This is a genomic window from Agrobacterium sp. LAD9 (assembly GCF_003031125.1).
GTDB lineage: Bacteria > Pseudomonadota > Alphaproteobacteria > Rhizobiales > Rhizobiaceae > Agrobacterium > Agrobacterium radiobacter.
This window is the reverse complement of sequence record NZ_PHGS01000032.1, coordinates 21,690-37,827: the sequence shown is the minus strand read 5'-3', so window position 1 is coordinate 37,827 and position 16,138 is coordinate 21,690. Positions and strand designations below refer to the sequence as shown.

Annotated in this window: 19 protein-coding genes; 16 read left to right on the top strand and 3 right to left on the bottom strand. The window is 56.0% G+C overall.

Going from position 1 to position 16,138, the window contains the following annotated elements; all coding sequences use genetic code 11:
* Window positions 1-144 carry a hypothetical protein gene (locus tag DA915_RS29100; protein WP_174047011.1) on the bottom strand — a complete coding sequence of 48 codons (144 nt, stop codon included), beginning with the start codon at window positions 142-144 and terminating at the stop codon, window positions 1-3.
* A 256-nt stretch (window positions 145-400) separates the two neighbouring features.
* Entirely contained in the window at window positions 401-1,456 is a 1,056-nt protein-coding gene (locus DA915_RS28015) for a hypothetical protein (protein WP_153064611.1), read from the bottom strand.
* A 272-nt stretch (window positions 1,457-1,728) separates the two neighbouring features.
* Here DA915_RS28015 and DA915_RS28010 point away from each other — a divergent pair, with 272 nt between their 5' ends.
* From DA915_RS28010 to DA915_RS27970, 9 genes are all read left to right on the top strand, one after another.
* The gene (locus tag DA915_RS28010) at window positions 1,729-2,583 is read left to right on the top strand and encodes a DUF932 domain-containing protein (RefSeq protein ID WP_107678004.1); all 855 of its coding nucleotides are present in this window, start codon (window positions 1,729-1,731) and stop codon (window positions 2,581-2,583) included.
* Window positions 2,580-2,915, top strand: coding sequence for a hypothetical protein (locus tag DA915_RS28005; RefSeq protein ID WP_107678003.1), 336 nt, complete (start codon window positions 2,580-2,582; stop codon window positions 2,913-2,915). Before DA915_RS28010 ends, DA915_RS28005 begins: the two co-directional genes overlap by 4 nt.
* 564 nt (window positions 2,916-3,479) lie before the next feature.
* Complete coding sequence (locus tag DA915_RS28000; RefSeq protein ID WP_107678002.1) at window positions 3,480-4,271, top strand: N-6 DNA methylase; 792 nt, start codon at window positions 3,480-3,482, stop codon at window positions 4,269-4,271.
* Window positions 4,272-4,343: 72 nt separating this feature from the next.
* Window positions 4,344-4,589 (top strand): type II toxin-antitoxin system VapB family antitoxin, encoded by a 246-nt coding sequence (locus DA915_RS27995; protein ID WP_104680004.1) that lies wholly within the window; start codon window positions 4,344-4,346, stop codon window positions 4,587-4,589.
* A complete protein-coding gene (locus DA915_RS27990; RefSeq protein WP_107678001.1) occupies window positions 4,590-5,027 on the top strand; it encodes a type II toxin-antitoxin system VapC family toxin in 438 nt (145 codons plus the stop codon). It begins immediately after the preceding gene.
* 15 nt (window positions 5,028-5,042) lie between these two features.
* The gene (locus tag DA915_RS27985) at window positions 5,043-5,369 is read left to right on the top strand and encodes a hypothetical protein (protein ID WP_107678000.1); all 327 of its coding nucleotides are present in this window, start codon (window positions 5,043-5,045) and stop codon (window positions 5,367-5,369) included.
* Between the two features lie 63 nt (window positions 5,370-5,432).
* Complete coding sequence (locus DA915_RS27980) at window positions 5,433-5,678, top strand: hypothetical protein (protein WP_107677999.1); 246 nt, start codon at window positions 5,433-5,435, stop codon at window positions 5,676-5,678.
* A gap of 765 nt (window positions 5,679-6,443) precedes the next feature.
* Window positions 6,444-6,896 (top strand): hypothetical protein, encoded by a 453-nt coding sequence (locus tag DA915_RS27975; protein ID WP_107677998.1) that lies wholly within the window; start codon window positions 6,444-6,446, stop codon window positions 6,894-6,896.
* Entirely contained in the window at window positions 6,896-7,552 is a 657-nt protein-coding gene (locus DA915_RS27970) for a hypothetical protein (protein ID WP_107677997.1), read from the top strand. Before DA915_RS27975 ends, DA915_RS27970 begins: the two co-directional genes overlap by 1 nt.
* A gap of 329 nt (window positions 7,553-7,881) precedes the next feature.
* Here DA915_RS27970 and DA915_RS27965 read toward each other — a convergent pair whose 3' ends face one another.
* A complete protein-coding gene (locus tag DA915_RS27965) occupies window positions 7,882-8,949 on the bottom strand; it encodes a porin (RefSeq protein WP_107677996.1) in 1,068 nt (355 codons plus the stop codon).
* 377 nt (window positions 8,950-9,326) lie between these two features.
* Between DA915_RS27965 and DA915_RS27960 the strand changes: the two genes are divergently transcribed.
* The 7 genes from DA915_RS27960 to DA915_RS27925 all read left to right on the top strand — a co-directional run bounded on the left by DA915_RS27960 (window position 9,327) and on the right by DA915_RS27925 (window position 15,979).
* Entirely contained in the window at window positions 9,327-9,989 is a 663-nt protein-coding gene (locus tag DA915_RS27960; protein ID WP_107677995.1) for an SOS response-associated peptidase, read from the top strand.
* Window positions 9,990-9,998: 9 nt separating this feature from the next.
* On the top strand, window positions 9,999-10,412 hold the full coding sequence (locus DA915_RS27955) for a hypothetical protein (protein WP_107677994.1): 414 nt from the start codon (window positions 9,999-10,001) through the stop codon (window positions 10,410-10,412).
* 827 nt (window positions 10,413-11,239) lie between these two features.
* The gene (gene repC / locus DA915_RS27945) at window positions 11,240-12,517 is read left to right on the top strand and encodes a plasmid replication protein RepC (protein WP_107677992.1); all 1,278 of its coding nucleotides are present in this window, start codon (window positions 11,240-11,242) and stop codon (window positions 12,515-12,517) included.
* 370 nt (window positions 12,518-12,887) lie between these two features.
* Window positions 12,888-13,229: a DUF736 family protein gene (locus DA915_RS27940; RefSeq protein ID WP_107677991.1), complete on the top strand. Its 342-nt coding sequence runs from the start codon at window positions 12,888-12,890 to the stop codon at window positions 13,227-13,229.
* A gap of 269 nt (window positions 13,230-13,498) precedes the next feature.
* Window positions 13,499-13,786: a hypothetical protein gene (locus DA915_RS27935; protein ID WP_107677990.1), complete on the top strand. Its 288-nt coding sequence runs from the start codon at window positions 13,499-13,501 to the stop codon at window positions 13,784-13,786.
* A complete protein-coding gene (locus DA915_RS27930; protein ID WP_107677989.1) occupies window positions 13,786-14,940 on the top strand; it encodes a site-specific integrase in 1,155 nt (384 codons plus the stop codon). The genes DA915_RS27935 and DA915_RS27930 overlap by 1 nt, the downstream gene beginning before the upstream one ends.
* Before the next feature lie 97 nt (window positions 14,941-15,037).
* A complete protein-coding gene (locus DA915_RS27925; RefSeq protein ID WP_107677988.1) occupies window positions 15,038-15,979 on the top strand; it encodes a hypothetical protein in 942 nt (313 codons plus the stop codon).
* The last annotated feature ends 159 nt before the right edge of the window (window positions 15,980-16,138 follow it).

Below are 16,138 nucleotides of genomic sequence, written 5' to 3'. Positions count from 1 at the left end.
TCAGCGATCCTTGTTTTTCGCGACGCTCGCGATCGAATGGATCGCCAGCGCTGCCACCCCGAGAGCGACTATCGCAACCAGCAGAACGAGTTGCACGTCCGTCAGTCGCGCAGCCTCACCCAGAATTTCACTCACAACGTCCATGGCCAATCTCCATTCAGCGACCCATCGCATTCGATGTGCGAAATCTAAGGCCGGTGAAGTTTTTTTTATAGAGACAGTTTGGCTTAGTTGAATACTGCAGTTCAAAATACATAATAGAAAACAATGTGATATACGGCAAAAACTTGGTTTTTATAATCACCAGAGTTGGTATTTAAAGCGCCCTCCGTGAACTGTTTGGGCTTAAAAGTTGTCGCCGGTCTTGGATTTTCCATGGCCTCTTATAATGGCTCATCGATCAACATTTCACTGGTATCGTGCCAATAATGCTGAGGCCTCCCGCGCCATGGCAGCGCGGATCCGCGCGGTTTTCCACCAACAGGCAATTCAAAGTGCATTGTTGCGGAGGAGGAGCAACTGCCGGCTCGACCTTCTTGACCTCTTCCTTATTAAAGGCGGGAATGAAAAACTTTTTGGATTCGAAGGACGTGTTCACGGTGATTGTTATGGGATCGTCGCTTTCTCGCGTGCACGTTTGAAACCTCCCACCCGTGTTGATTACAGTTCCATCTTTAACAGCATCGTCACACTTTGCGTTGATGACCGTCGGGTTGCCCTCCACCGTTGCCAAGTTGACAGCGCCAGCTGAGCGCATCCTGTACTCGATCACCAACGTTTTGCCGTTCAGTTCTCCATTCACAAACAATCCCCCGCGGCTGCTGACGCAGGCTGACCAAGCGTCTACGATATTCTTATCCGCTATCGCCTCAAGGATTTCCAAGTCGCGTTCATCGGACAGCGCGCTGTTAGTGTCGCTGCACAATTCCTTGGACATATTCTCCATTCGTTGATTACTCACACTGCCATTCGCCGAGAAAGGGCCGTATGATCCGCCGGCACTTCCTGAGTTGCTTCCGCTTTTCGCTGTGCTGTAGGCATCGCAATATTTCTGTTTGAATGTCGAATTGAAACTACCGCTCTGAAGCGTCTTGTAAGTGTTGCGAACACCATTCTTTAGAATGGCATCGCACTCACCCGCGAATGCTGCCGTCGAACAGGTGAGCAGTGTGGATAGGACCAGAAAAGACTTGTAAGTAATCATCGCAACATGCCCCCAATTGCGCGAGTTGATTTCAATATTATGGCGTGAATAAACTTGAATACAACTGAAATTCGGGGCCATCGCCACTGGCGACCGCGCTCCATGGCTTTGCCACGGAGCCAGCCTTACGGCCGTCTCCGCCGTTCCGGTAACGATCGCTTGTCCAGGCGCTGCGCTTGTAATGTGACCGCCCAAGCGGTCTAATCCGCGCGGTGCAGCCGCTACGCTCTCTGCCCTTTCTTCCTGTTTCATTCCCGCTCTACGATGCTCCGTTGGTCTCGCCAATGGGCAAGCAGGCTTCGCCTGTCCGTCCGTCAGAAAATTGGTTTTCACCACCTTCAGCGGCGAACCTTCCGATTTTCAGCCAGCCAGACCCATGACTAGCCCCACGGATCACCGGGGAGCGGGCTTCGCCCTTCCCCCTTCGTTCCGGTGAATGTGAGAGCACATCCACCGGAACGGTGGGTAAAGGCTTCGCCCACTGCGGGGCTTGCTTTGGACTTGGCAACAATGGAGGGCCTATCATGACCGTTTACACCTCGACAGCACGTTTCGACACTGGCCGCGCTCTGACGGAAGACGAGCTGCGCAAGCTCGCACCGTCGATCTTCGCCAAAACCGCGCATGAAAGCCGTTCGGAACGCTTCCAGCCGATCCCGACAATCGAAATCCTCCGTGGTTTGACGAAAGAAGGTTTCGTTCCGGTTGGCGCAAAGCAATCATCCAGCCGCACGGCGGGCAAGGCCGACTATACCAAGCACCTCATTCGTCTTCGCCGCATTGATGACGGCAAGATTTACAATGTCGGCGACACCGTTTGCGAAATTCTCCTGAAGAACGCCAACGATGGTACAAGCGCCTATGAACTCATGGCGGGCCTGTTCCGCGTGCGGTGCCTGAATTCACTCGTCACGCAGACCGGCACCATCGAGGAAATCAAGGTCCGGCACTCCGGCGACGTACAGGCGAAGGTCATCGATGGGACCTATACCGTGCTCAAAGCCGCCGAAAACGCGCTTGTTGCGCCGCAGGATTGGTCAAACATGCGTCTCAATCGAGATGAAAGACAAATTCTTGCTGAAGGAGCGCACTTGTTGCGCTTTGGCGATACCGAGGGCGAGGCGAAAACGCCGATCCAGCCCGAGCAGCTTTTAAGGCAGCGCCGCAGCGATGATGTCTCTGACGACCTCTGGACTACTTGGAATGTCGTGCAGGAAAACGCCATCAAAGGCGGTATCCGCGCCGTTGGCCGCGATGATCTTGGACGCCGCCGGCGTGTCACGTCCCGCGCCGTGACTGGCATCGATCAGGACATAAAGCTCAACAAGGCGCTTTGGCTTCTTGGAGCCAAAATGGCCGAATTGAAGGGCGCACGATGATGCGCTCCGTTTCCTCTAATGCACCGGCCGAGAAAGCGCCTTTCAACTCGGCCGAGCTGTTCAATTGCTGCACGGCCCTGCAGGAGCCGGAATGGAGGAGATTTTCCAACCTTGAACTCGGTGGCTGCATCGATGCCGCCCAAGAAGGAATGGATGGGACTTGTATCGAGGGCGGAAAGTCCCGCGACAAAGCGGAATTCTTCACCGTCTACGGACACCTCATTGAGGGCGGCTGTGAAGCCATCACCGATTGCGATGATTTTGACGGCGCGCAGCGCGTTGCCATCCATCTATGCGGCTTAAGCGGATTGACGCTTGAAATTGTTTGCTAGATGAAACGCATGGCAACGCCGGGAGATGCGGCGGAACCAAAGGCCGGGTTTTGCGAGGAACCCGGCCGCCTTCGAAGGGCTCCCCTGACGCCCCGCCCCTCGAACTCCCCACCCACCCTATTGTTTAAAATTTATACCTCCTGGTCGCGCTATCGTTTTCTTTCCACGACGATCGTGTGAGCCGGAGCCAGAACGCGCTCCCCATAGCGCCGTAGTGATGGCGGAGGCTCCGGCCGCGATTGCGGCCGACAATGCCGCTACGCGACGATTCCGCCGGCAGGGGAAGTCGGAGCGCTGCTCCCCCTCCCCCTCAAGGACAAAATCGGGTTTCCCCATGCTTCCTTCCAGCGCTGCGCGCTGTCGTGCAGCACGCGGCCGAGGATCCTTTGCGCGTCCTTGACGCCGGCAGATCTTCGTCCGGCCCCTTTTTGGGGTGGGTGATCCCCCTCCCGATTTTCTCCTTGTCCCCCACCCCCACGCTGGATCGCCAGTCCGAAGGTGCAGGAGCGCAGCCCCTGCCCTTAGGGGCAGTACATCCGCTGCGCGGATCAAGGAAGAATGCAGATGACAACACGCAATCGAGTACAGGCAATCGTCATGCTGTTTGAGCGCTGCCAATACAAGCATGATCTTTACGCTGTCTTTTCAGACTGGTGCGAGTGCGCAGCAATTGCCTTGAGCAATACAATCGACCTGCGCAACCGGGATAAGCGAGAAGCGCGCTATCTTGAAATCGTAAAGCGCTATGATCGGTATATAATTGACATCTTTCCGGAAATCTTGGGCCAATTGCAGCTGGCCTTTGAGGCTGGATCAGCCGATGTTTTGGGCCAGGTATTCCACTCACTGGAGTTGCACAACAAGGCGAGAGGCCAATTTTTTACGCCCTATAGCCTTTGCCAGCTTATGGCGCGTATGACCATCGATCCGGAAGTGGTCAAACGTACGATTGATGAGCGCGGGTATATGACCGCTCACGAACCAGCCGTCGGTGCCGGTGCAATGATTATAGCGCTTGCAGAGGCAATGCGGGACGCGGGTTTCAACTATCAGCGTCAATTGCATGTGATGGCCGTGGACATCGACCGTCGCGCTGTCCATATGGCTTATATTCAGTTTTTCCTCATGCACATTCCGGCCGTCGTCATTGAGGGTGATACACTGCGAATGGAATTTCGAGATGAATGGTTTACCGGCTCGCATATCCTGGATGGATGGGGCCGGAAGCTAATGGCTGAAGTGCCGGAGAATGAGACCGTGCCAGTCATCGCGGGCGCAGGTGATCTGCGAGGATTTGAAACGGCTCTTCCCCTCCTGTTCACGACAGATAAGCGCGGGCAGTTGAGCTTCTTTTGAGCTTGCAAACGCGTATATTCCATATAGAATATACGAATATCTAAGCGTGTATATACGCGAAAGGATTTGAACGTGTCTCTTTATATCCGCGATAGTGCCGTAGATGAACTTGCAAGAAAAGTTCAGATGGCGACGAAAGCACCGAATAAGACCGAAGCGGTAAGACGTGCTTTGGAAAACGAGCTTGCTCGGGCCGAAAATGCGATCCCTTTGAGTGAGCGCATCAAGAAGCTGCAGGACGAGGTGCGAACCGTGCTCGGCCCGACCCCCCAACCCTTTGATATGAAGAAATTCACAGACGAGCTTTGGGAAGAATAAATGTATATCGACGCATCCGCAATCGTCGCCATCCTGACCAATGAGAGCGACGCAGCTTCCCTGATTGTCAAACTGGAGGGAGCCAAAAAACCGATCTTCTACTCGTCGATGACAGTTTTCGAAGCGGTTCTGAGCTTGTCCCGCCAGATGGCGAATGCAAAAGTGGGACAGCAGGCACCGATCCCACCGGAATTTATAGAGACCGCTCAACAAAACGTCGAAAGCTTTTTGACGTTGATCGCCGCTCGTGAAATGCCGATCGGAGGAAAGACGCATCGCGCCGCTATCGATGCCGCGAGAAACTATGGAAAGTTTGTCGCTCACCCAGCTCGCCTGAATATGGGCGATTGCTTCGTTTATGCGTGTGCAAAGGAATACCGGCTACCCCTTCTGTTCAAGGGTGACGATTTCACAAAAACCGATATCGAAACCGTCTGACTGTTTGAGGTAAGGATGTCCGATATTCTTATTCATGTGAAAAGTCCGGCCGTCCGAGCTGGCCTCATTATCCCCGGCGCGGTGATGATGATCATGATCGGCGTTTCGGTATTGCCGATCTGGAGCGGGACAACCGCCGCCCTCATCAACACTCTTGCTCTGGCGGCCGGCCTTTTGGGCGGTCTGTTCCACATTCTCGATATCATGCCTCCGGCCCTCGCCTGTGAGGAGATCGAGTGGAGAAAAAAACACCCGGAGGAATATGGCGAAGATGGTTGGGAGGCGGTGCCCTTTTTGCATAACATTCTGGTTCGGATCCGGGCCACTGAAAACGACTATTAATCGCTGGTCGCACCCATCGCGGCCAAGAAGCCGCGACGGATGGCAAAACACGAGGAAGAATAAATGACGGGCAATGTGCCGACAAAAGCCACAGTATGTGTAGCGCTGGTAAAACCGGGCTCGAAACTTGCGAAAGAATGGAAACTCCCGAAGCCGGCCTACGGTATTTATGAATACGAACCGGTATTTGAACGCCGGGAGTTGCGCTGGGGTGACGGTTCTTGGCAGGAACTTTCGGCAGAAGATCATCATGACCTGGTGCTTTTGTTGGAACCGGGTGAGCCGCTCGTGAACGCACTTTTCGATTGACCATTTCGCCTAACCCTTCCGCATCGAGCGGGTGGGCTAGGCGCGAGGGGTTCCCCTTTGGAGCCCCACCCCTCGAACACCCCGCCCACCCGATCTGTGACGGCCGCCTGCGAGCGGCCTTTTTCATGCGGAACGCACGGGCGGGGCCAGTCAATCCCGCCTCCCCTGCAGGGCCGCTACGCTCAGGCTCCTGCGGCTGTCCTGGTTCCGACCTTAGCGCGTCGAGAATTCCCGAAATCCCGTCCTGCGGCCGGCGCCATGCTGATTTCTCCGATGCTCTTCATTTGAGCTGGATCGACTGTAGTTCGCGGGCTCCACCTTGCCGATCGCGTGCGGGCTCGCCCACACGACACAGAGGCCGGTCCGGCCGGTTTCCCATGGTCTCCGGCAAATAACTACGACGCTATTTGGTCAGCGCGGCCCCCTGCCTCGCCCCACTCCGCTCACCTGACAGGATCGCTCTAGCCTCGATATCCTCGGCTGGGAAACCGGCCGGCCGTTCGGCCACAAGTCCTTCAGCGGGGGAAAGAGGACGCTGCCCGTCTCTCCCCCAACAAGAACCGCCTCGTCCCTCCGGTGCAGCAATTCCGTCGCACCCTGAAGGGTGCAACCGCGTTGCGCACCATCAGGCCGCGTGCCCGCACGCTCTTCGCCGGATCTTGCCCCCCCTCTCTCCCGCTGTTCCGCACGAGCTCGGGGACAGGAGCGGAGTGCTCCTGCCCGCCGGGCAGAAAGGCCGCTTCGCGTATTGAAAGGAGAGCGGAAATGACGCAGGCCCACCAGATATTCGACGTCACGGAGTTCGTTGACGGTCCCGATCCCGGTCAGAACCAGACTGACCGTGTCCTCTACCATGCCGGCAGAGGTTATCGCTTTGTCGCGCCTGAAGAGGCGTCCCAAGAAGGTTGGGTCAAGGCGTATTTTCCATCTCCCGGAGACGCCCTGCAGGCTGCGCGTCATACCACCGTGCGTGATGGTTCATTTTTCGTGCGGCCAGTACGGACAAGGCGAGATTTCGCGAAAAGCTATCTGGAGTGGAAGATCCTGCAGGGCCACGGCGGCGCGAGTGATGAAGCCGTTGCTGCAGCTGTTCGCGAATGGTTCCCGAGAAAGTGCGCAGAGGACAAAGACCTGCTGGCGCAGATGACCGCTTACGCCCTGGCGTGCCATCGAGCGTGCCAAGGTTCAGCGGCGGCTTGTTTTTTGCGAGGTGCATAATGACCCCTCGGAGCAAAATCCTCGCCGGCCCGCCCCTCGAAGGCAAGGTCTGGATGCTCGCTCATATCGACGGCGCGTGTATGACCGTTCGCGTCGGTCAGCTGATCGAGGCAATACCCGTTACTGCTGTGCAACTGATCATTGACGATGATCCGGCAAATGCCGGTGCTGAAATGGAGAAACTCGCCGATAGGCTCAACGCATACGCCCAATCCGCGCAAGCCACTTTCCGCGATCGCGGCCACCTGGTTGATGTCGACTTCGGGGCGGAGATGGAGGATTTTGTGCGCAAGCACCTCCGTTTGACAACGCGATATTGGCGATGCCACGCGCTTTGCAGACGAGCTGCGGCAGCAAATACGGATCCTCGCAAGGGGAGACGCCTGGATGCTCTCTGGCGCGTCCTCTATTCGAGGCGTGCCCTGCTTCAGGCCGACACCTTCAGGGCGAAATCCACGCTCCATCTCAAGGTATATCCCTTGCAGGCTGTGGAACATGGCCCTTTCGGATTTCGAAGGCGAGTGGAGGAGGATGAACCCGTGAAAGCCATCGTCGAAGACAAACCGTCTTGGATTGATTTGGCTGTCGTTCAATTGCGCAGCACCTACGCGATGCTCGCAAGAACAGCGGCGCGTGATCGCCCTGCCAAGGGTTGATGCCCGTGAAAACAAAACTCCCCAGCCTGGAGAGCTGGGGAGCAACCTGATTCTCATCAGGAACTTTGACTGGAGTTATCGACTCGGCCCCGGTGGATCAGGGGTTGATCCGAGCCTTCTAACTCACGAACATGCTAAACAAATTTTCGGGCATTGTCCAAAAAATAATGCTTTGGCTTGCTTATTTTCTTGCAATTTCTGCAGATGCCTTAACGGGAAATTCCGCCTTGATAACAGTGCGTTAAGAAAACGCAGCCGACGCAATGCGAAGCACAAAAAAGCCCCGGCATTGCTGCCGAGGCTCTCATCACTGACAATGTCAGATCAGATTAGAACGTGCGCTGAAGGCGAACGAAACCAACCCAGCTGTCGCCGGCGCCAGTGTCAACACCTTCGGTGCCGTCAACGTCCTGGTAGTTAACCGAAACGAGCGTGGAGAGGCCCTGGGTGATCTTGTAGCCAACAGCTACACCAGCGCGCCATGCATCGCGGTCGCCAACGAACTGGTTGTCAGCACCGATGTCGATCGTACCGAAGTACTGAACGCCGGGGGTGATGGTCAGCTTGTCGGTAGCCTTGATTGCGTATTCAGCAGCAACCGTCCACTCGGACTCTTCGTAGTAGTTGTTCGCGCCAGAAGCCCAAACGCCGGAGAGGCCAAGCGTGCCCGGGCCGATGTCAGCCGTGACGATACCGCGGATTGCGCCTTCTTCCTGGTCGGTGTCGTAACCGCCGAGAATGTTAGCGTTTACGCCGCCGAACTTGGCGCCGATGATAGCGGAGATACCAACGTTGTTCGGGCCTTCGAACGAACCGCCCTTTGCAAAGTCGCTGGAGATGTTGGAAGAACCGCGAGAAGCTTCCAGCTCTTCAACAGCAACGCCAACGTAGAACGAGCCAGCGTCGTAGGTGTAACGGATAGCGTTCAGACGGGTAGCGTTCGAAGAAAGGCTATCGACTTCGCCGGAGAGACCATCATCCCACCAGTTGTAGTAGTAACCGACCTTCAGGCCGCCGAGCTCGATGAAAGCCTGGTCAACGTTAACGCCACGGTTGTTGTCGTGGTCGGCATTGCCGCGCAGACCGATGTAGCCACGCAGAGCGCCAAGCTCGGTGTCGGTGCGGGTGTCGATGTTGAACTGAGCGCGTGTGAACGAATCCCAGTCAGACGTGCCGGACTTGTTACGGCCGAAGTCGGTCTGGAAACGGATGTAACCGTCGAACTTCAGGCAGGTTTCGGTGCCGGGGATGTAGAAGAAGCCGGTGCCGAAAGCGTCGCAAACGCGAACGTATTCCAGGGGCTCAGGCTCAGCAGCGACGATAGCGTCGGCAGCGTGAGCGCCGGATACTGCTGCGAGAGCCGCAGCGGAGCCGATAAGAAGGCTCTTGATGTTCATGGTTGACCTCCAGTCAAAATTTTATTTCCACCAACGCAAAGCCTGAGGTCGTGTTTCCCTGCCTCTTGGCTCGGCGCTGATTCACAAATGGCAGATCAAATGCAGGGTCGGCAATGTAGAACGGCATAATACAATCATATTCGCGCTGCCTTAATTTCGGATTGTAGCAAAAGGGCAACAATGTGATTAATGGGCCGCCATCCGCAGCACAAACGAAAACCCTTTGTTAAATATCGCATTTAATCAATTGGTAATTTTCGTTCAGTTTCAGGATCTTGTTGGCTCGTCAGCAGTTTTAATATGCAGCCGTTCGCCGTTTGACTCCAGTTCTTTGGCGGAACATAATAAGAACAAATGAAGGTGGAGTTGAGGTGGGTATGTGTAATCTGTACCGCGTGAAGACCAATCAGGAATCGATCCGCGACATCGTGGGTATCATGCAGGAGCGGCTTAACCTTGAGCCCGATGTGGAAATCTATCCAGATCGACCGGGACCAGTGGTGCGTAATGGCGAAACTGGCCGGGAGCTCGTCGGGCTGACGTGGGGGATGCCATCGCCGGAGTACGTCACTAAGGGCAAGCCAGATTCAGGCGTAACCAACATTCGGGACCTCGATTCACGCCACTGGCGCCGATGGTTCGGCGTAAAGCACCGATGTGTAGTGCCTTGGACAGCCTTCTGTGAATGGGAAGACACCAAGCCCAGAAAGACGAAACGTTGGTTTGCCATAAATGAAGACACTCCAATCGCTTTCTTCGCTGGCTTCTGGACCGATTGGCGCGGCGTCCGCGGATCGATGAAGACCCCTCGTGAGGGAGATCACCAGCTGTTCGGCTTCCTCACGACGGGCCCGAACAACATCGTGAAGCCAATCCACCCGAAGGCTATGCCGGTTATTTTGACGAACAAGGATGAGGTTGAAATGTGGCTGACCGCGTCTTGGGACGAAGCGAAAGAGCTTCAGCGACCATTGCCTGATGACGGCCTCGTGCTGCTGCCGGTCGAAGGCGAGAGCAAAACGGCCGATCTGTTCGGATAGGAGACTAATATGCATATCCGTCCTTACATTCTCGAAAAGCATCGCATCTACCCAAAAGGGTTTCTGGAAGACGGCGATTTTGTTGGAACGCAGAAGGCCAGCCACGAAGAACTTGATCCGCGGCTTATGGGCGAAGTGGATCGGGAATCTGACCTGACTGCCTATTCTGGATATGTCGCTATGGAACTCTGGGCCGATGACGACGACATACCGACTGGCGCGGGAATTGAGATATTGTTCAGCGAGCGAAAAGGCATTGCTGCTCTTCTTTACGACCACCCCAAGATTTCCGATGCTTTCATTGAATGGGTGTTCTGCGCGTCACCAGACGAGGCCTTGGCCGAATGGAAGAAGAAGGTCCGCTGGCCGCTTATTGAGACGTCGAGGGGGCCAGTCGACATAATCGGAGATGCCCATCTATGAGTGACCAGACCAATAAGACCGGCGATGGGATTCTCGACGAGCACTATTGCGAGCATCCGGGCTGCGGGAAGTGGGGCGGCTTCGGATATTCCCACTCAAAGACTGAGATATCATCCTGGCATTGCTGGGAGCACTATCCTCAACGAGATATGTTCCGAACCGATCGGTCAGCACGTCGCGCAGACGGTTGACGATAGACGGGAGATCCCCAGTTTATTTCTCAACAATTGGGCGCGTCGTCGTCCGGAGAGACTGACAGGAACGCTTCACGGGCAGCATCGACGAAGACTGCGCGCATCTTACGATCCGGACTTCATCTCCTCCGCAATGAAGGCCGTAGGCGTGCATCAAGCCACTATGAAAATCATCGTTCGCAGCATCGAAAGGGGCCCGCGGGAGGGTCGATTTGCCCCTAGGTAGCATTCGATAAAATGAAATATTACCTTTTTGACACGCTTGGAAAAGCGGACAGGGCATTCGCTAATCTAAAATACAGCGATAAATCAAATAGTTATTAAAATGACGTTTTTTGGAGCGACTTTCTTAACGCACCAATTTTAGAACTATTTGCGACTACCTAAATAGTCGTCTATGCTCGCGCGCAAATCAGACCGGGAATCAGGTCCGGGCTGATCAAATTTCACGGAGAGAACAAACAGACCAGAAAAGAAAAAACCGCTCCCGAACATATCCGGAAGCGGCTGGGTAGAGATAATATATAAGCCAAAACCGTTATCGCACCCTCCCCGCCTCAATGTCAACCACAAAACGTCTGTTCGGCGAACGCTAACTCTTTGCCTGGTCTCTGCTTTTGAAAGTAGGGGACAATGGGGACACTTTGCCATTCAACACGGCTGCAGGGACGAAAGATCACGCCTCAAAGGATGAGGCATATCGCGATGGCGAAGGCCGTGTCGCTCGGAACCGTTCAACGATCAGAACTTGCTTTTCTTGCGCAAGCACTACCTTGCACTGGATTGATTAATGCCACCGAAGCGCACCTGCTTGTGCTGTTAGTCAACACGGCGCCCAAAGAGGCGTTTGAAAAGAATGGTAGTCCGATTGTTTTCAAATCAAACAAGCATCTGGCCTTCGAACTGAACCGCTCGGAGAGCCGCGTAAGCTATCTGCTCTCCCGGTTGTTCGACGCCGGCTTGGTCACCATGCAAGATAGCGGGAACTACAAGCGGTTCCCCGGCCGCGGGACTGACGGCGACGTTTCGGAGGCTTGCGGGATCGATCTCCGCATACTCGCTGCTCGCCATGGTGAGCTCACGGAGCTGGTTCGGTCTGCCCGCCTTGAGCAGGCAGCGCGCAACACAGCGCTTCGCAGGTATCGCGGCACGCTCAGAATGCTCAATGCCCTGATCGAGGAGGCAACGTTGAGCGGCCTTGGTTCAATGTCAGCCTCCGTCCGGCGTCTGCACCGGGTCCTCCAAGCCGTCGGCAAGCCTGCAGGCGCCACCAGCTATGTTCTGCGAAGGGCCACATGCCTCATCGAGTGGTTGGCACGAAAGATAACCGCTCTTGGTGCCGCTCCGGAAGAGCCTAGAGGCGTGCCAAAAACAATAGGCCTGTTTCTCGAAAACAATAAGCACATACAGAATACAAACCCCTATCAGCCCGTAGAAAGTAATAATGAACGGCGATCGGCTAACGCCGATCAACATAAATTTGAAAAGGCTGGCTCCGCCAGCGAAGGGGCTTTTGAGGAAAGCCTGAGACAGCGTGCGGTGACACGCAAGCCAAAACCGAGCGAGCGGAATGGCCTGCCTGCCCTGCAGGACCTGTTGAGGGGAACCCCGGCACTGAGCATGTGGGGAATAACTGCGAAAAACTGGACTGACCTGATCAAGTCGATCCCAAAAATGGCGGCCTGCGCTGGCATTTCACTGGACGCCCGCGAGCGCGCGGTTCAGCAGATGGGAGAACAGGCCGCGGCCGTCGCTATTGCCATCACCATCCAGAAGCAGGAGATGCGGGAGGTGACATCGCCAGGCGGTTACCTCCGTGCAATGACCGATCGGGCAGCGACGGGGGAACTTTACCTCGCACGCTCTGTCTACGCCTTGGCGGCACGCCAAATGTCCGGAGCGCTGAATTGATTATGCCGAACACGGGGTCATGGCCCCCACGTTTTTGGGCCCGAAAGGTGAGGATCGAGTGTTGGCCGGGAACGTCGCATGGAAACGGACAATCCCGGCGAACGTCGAGGTCATATCGACACTGGAAGGGTGGCTCACATTGGGGCCAGGTCGCCTTTCCTTTGTTCGGGTTGCTCTTGATGCTCGTTCGCATGTCGCCGCAGGTACGGCAAAGCCGCTCCCCTGAAAATTTCCCCGCCTGCGGCTTCCTCGCGAAACAAATTTTCCGGTCAGCAGCCTCCGTCGCTTTGCTTCGGCCCTACGGGTGCAGTCCCTGCTCATTCGACATGCTGATGAACGGTCATCGCAACCCCAAGAAAGGAAAAACATCATGACCAACAACAAGCTCACCAACTTCATCCAGTTTGAAGATGACAACATCGCAGGCTCCATAGGTACTGGCCGGATATCCACCCTCACCCACGACATCGAGATCCGCGCCGTCCCTTTCACATCCGCCAACGAGAAAGCGCCGACACATCGCATCTTCGGCAAATCGCCGGCGGGCTACGAACTTGAAGTCGGCGCCATCTGGCAGGGTCAGAACAACAATGGCGGCACGAAGTTCACTCTCTTCATCAAGCAGCTCCGCCTCAATGCCAACCTCGGCAGATACGCCGGCCAGGATGACGCCAGCCTGCAGGCGATCATTCCTTGGGAGGACCGGGACTGAATAGTCCCTATCTCTTCCTGGCCCCGGCTGGCCCGGGGCCTTTATCGTCGGAGGCTGGGCGTTGCCGCAGGTCAGCCGATAGTTAAAGCATTGAAAATATGATAAATATATTTCATACTGAAAGTGATCATGACGTTAGCATTCATTAGTGAGTATGACAGTGGGTTGGGATATCTACCATCGATAACCATCGTTTATCGATGGTAGATTGACAGAATCCCCGAATCCGCCGAATCTGGGCCAAATCACGCTCTGCAAAGGCTCTGTCCATGGAAGATCGCGTCCGCTTCGCCCTCGAGAAGCTGCTTAACGTCGCCCACGGCGATACCGGCCAGGGCCGCCGCGTCGCCAACTTTATGCTCGCCTGGTGGAACGCCGACGTGCATGGCGGCTTGGACCTCACCGACCTGGCCGACCTCGATCCAGAAATCTGCGAAGACATGATCACCGTCTTCACCTATATCGCCCGAGAGGAGACGCTGTCCTATCCTGATACCTACAAGCCGGAGATTGTCGAAATCATCCGCCGCTGGCGGCCGCATGTCGAGATCGACTGATGGCGGTACCGCGAAAGCCCGCCAGCCTGAATGGCGTCGAGCGGCGCGCCGTCGAGCTCGACACGATTGCGTCCGTTCTGCCTATCGACCGCCGGGATGAGTTGGCCGAGCTGCTCACCGACAGCGATATCGAAACGCTGCGCCATCTCGTCAACGAGGGCATGGGGGCCAACACGCTACGGGCGCTGACGTCCGATCTTGCCTATCTCGAGGCCTGGGCTCTCGCCACGACGAAGAGATCGCTGACTTGGCCGGCGCCCGAAGCGCTGCTGCTCAAATTCGTCGCGCAGCACCTCTGGGATCAGCAGAAGCGCGTGACCGATCCCGAACATGGCATGCCGGCCGATGTCGCTGACAATCTGCGCGCCCAGGGTTTCCTGAAATCCATCGGCCCCCACGCGCCGGCGACCGTACGCCGTCGGCTGGCAAACTGGTCGACCCTGACGAAATGGCGCGGGCTCGACGGCGCCTTCGCCTCCCCTGCCCTCAAATCCGCCATTCGGCTCGCCGTACGCGCCGTACCTCGGAAGCGAGCCCGGAAGAGCGCCAAGGCGGTTACCGGCGATGTCCTGTCAAAACTGCTGGCGACCTGTTCGACCGGCAGTCTGCGCGACGTCCGCGATCGCGCCATCCTGATGGTCGCCTTCGCCTCCGGTGGCCGACGGCGCAGCGAGATCGCAGGCCTTCGCCTGGAGCAACTGACCGAGGAAGCTCCGATTGAGACCGAAGGCGGCCCTCCCCTTCCCTCTCTCGCCATTCATCTTGGCCGAACGAAAACAACCTCCGGCGAGCAGGACGACATCGTTTATCTCACTGGTCGGCCGGTCGAGGCGCTAAATGCTTGGCTTACGGCCGCGAAGATTGACAAGGGCAGCGTGTTTCGCGGGATCGGACGTTGGGGCACGGTGTCGAAGCGGGCACTGGATCCGCAGTCGGTCAATGCGATTCTCAAGCTGCGGGCGGAGATGGCGGGTTTGGACAGCGCAGAATTTTCTGCGCACGGACTGAGGTCAGGCTACCTGACCGAAGCGGCCAATCGCGGAATTCCACTACCCGAGGCTATGGATCAGTCCCGTCATCGATCCGTGCAGCAAGCGTCGAGCTATTACAACAATGCTACGAGGCGGAGTGGTCGGGCAACGCGCCTACTTTGATTCAGGACAAGCGTGCTCTATCCGGAGTATCTTTATCGATTGTGAATATTGCCGCCCTACCCTAATATTTCAAATTGACCTCATCCGGGCAAAACAAGTGGCTATCACCAACATACCTACCGCGGACCATTTCGAGCAGGCAGCGAAGACGGCTTTCTTTGCTGGATGGAACGATCTCTTGCATTTAATCAGCGACTTCGAACACCATCGCGAGCGCGACTACAGCGCAGTCGATGACTGGGAAATTGAGCGAAAGCGCTATTACGACCACTGCAAAGTCGAGCTTGAGAAGATCTGCTCCTGGGCGGGACAGGCAACCGAGCTTGCGCTCAAATCAAAGATCTGTGCAGTCAGCCCATACTTGCTCCTCTTGGGAACCGACCCACGGTTCAAAGCATCAGGGGGCGATATAGATTTCACTGACTTGAGGACTCTTGACGCCACCGACTTGGTCACGACCGTCAATTCAGTATGCCCAAAAGCGATGTCCCCCCAGTTCACTGAACGCTTCAATCGCCTTCGGCAATGGCGCAATAAAATCGTCCACCAAGGTACTTCGAATGCAATTTTTCAGCCGAAGCAGATGGCTGAACTTCTTGCCAACCAATATGCTGAACTCTGGCCCGAAAAGCAGTTTCTTTCCGACTGGATGGCGTACATCTCGGGAACACGTTTTTCCTTTTTCCACGATGGCGATTGGTCCACGCCCCACATGGAACTCGCCGAAATGCTGGATTGCTTCTACGAAACTTTGGGAAGCGGACAAATCGAAGCGCTGACTGGCCGCAAAAAAGGCGCTCGGCGCTATGTCTGCCATGAGTGCTACTACGAGGGCTCATTGGGCCGGGGGGCCGTGAGCGAAAGTGAATTCAGAACGGCCTTCCTCATCTCCCAGACCAAGCTACGGTGCCTATTGTGCCATGATGACTACACTGTTGAGAGACGTATGTGCCGAAGTTGCGAAGGTGACGTGATCAGCACCTCGGACGACTTTGGTGGCAACTGTCATACCTGCGGCGCGACTCAGCGGGCGGCGTGATGCGCTACTGCGCAGTCGGAATGGCGACGCACCGCAACCCGCCGCTACCACCACGAACACAGCAAACCAAAACCGCTGGAGCAAACACTTGGGGGCAAGGTCAACGCCGACAGACAGGGATGACATTTTCGGAAGGTGGCGGCGCTCAATCGGGCATTC

Coding starts and splice junctions, on each gene's coding strand:
- DA915_RS29100 (WP_174047011.1), bottom strand. CDS start 144: ATGGACGTTGTGAGTGAAATTCTGGGTGAGGCTGCGCGACTGACGGAC.
- DA915_RS28015 (WP_153064611.1), bottom strand. CDS start 1,456: ATGAAACAGGAAGAAAGGGCAGAGAGCGTAGCGGCTGCACCGCGCGGA.
- DA915_RS28010 (WP_107678004.1), top strand. CDS start 1,729: ATGACCGTTTACACCTCGACAGCACGTTTCGACACTGGCCGCGCTCTG.
- DA915_RS28005 (WP_107678003.1), top strand. CDS start 2,580: ATGATGCGCTCCGTTTCCTCTAATGCACCGGCCGAGAAAGCGCCTTTC.
- DA915_RS28000 (WP_107678002.1), top strand. CDS start 3,480: ATGACAACACGCAATCGAGTACAGGCAATCGTCATGCTGTTTGAGCGC.
- DA915_RS27990 (WP_107678001.1), top strand. CDS start 4,590: ATGTATATCGACGCATCCGCAATCGTCGCCATCCTGACCAATGAGAGC.
- DA915_RS27985 (WP_107678000.1), top strand. CDS start 5,043: ATGTCCGATATTCTTATTCATGTGAAAAGTCCGGCCGTCCGAGCTGGC.
- DA915_RS27980 (WP_107677999.1), top strand. CDS start 5,433: ATGACGGGCAATGTGCCGACAAAAGCCACAGTATGTGTAGCGCTGGTA.
- DA915_RS27975 (WP_107677998.1), top strand. CDS start 6,444: ATGACGCAGGCCCACCAGATATTCGACGTCACGGAGTTCGTTGACGGT.
- DA915_RS27970 (WP_107677997.1), top strand. CDS start 6,896: ATGACCCCTCGGAGCAAAATCCTCGCCGGCCCGCCCCTCGAAGGCAAG.
- DA915_RS27965 (WP_107677996.1), bottom strand. CDS start 8,949: ATGAACATCAAGAGCCTTCTTATCGGCTCCGCTGCGGCTCTCGCAGCA.
- DA915_RS27960 (WP_107677995.1), top strand. CDS start 9,327: ATGTGTAATCTGTACCGCGTGAAGACCAATCAGGAATCGATCCGCGAC.
- DA915_RS27955 (WP_107677994.1), top strand. CDS start 9,999: ATGCATATCCGTCCTTACATTCTCGAAAAGCATCGCATCTACCCAAAA.
- repC (WP_107677992.1), top strand. CDS start 11,240: ATGGGGACACTTTGCCATTCAACACGGCTGCAGGGACGAAAGATCACG.
- DA915_RS27940 (WP_107677991.1), top strand. CDS start 12,888: ATGACCAACAACAAGCTCACCAACTTCATCCAGTTTGAAGATGACAAC.
- DA915_RS27935 (WP_107677990.1), top strand. CDS start 13,499: ATGGAAGATCGCGTCCGCTTCGCCCTCGAGAAGCTGCTTAACGTCGCC.
- DA915_RS27930 (WP_107677989.1), top strand. CDS start 13,786: ATGGCGGTACCGCGAAAGCCCGCCAGCCTGAATGGCGTCGAGCGGCGC.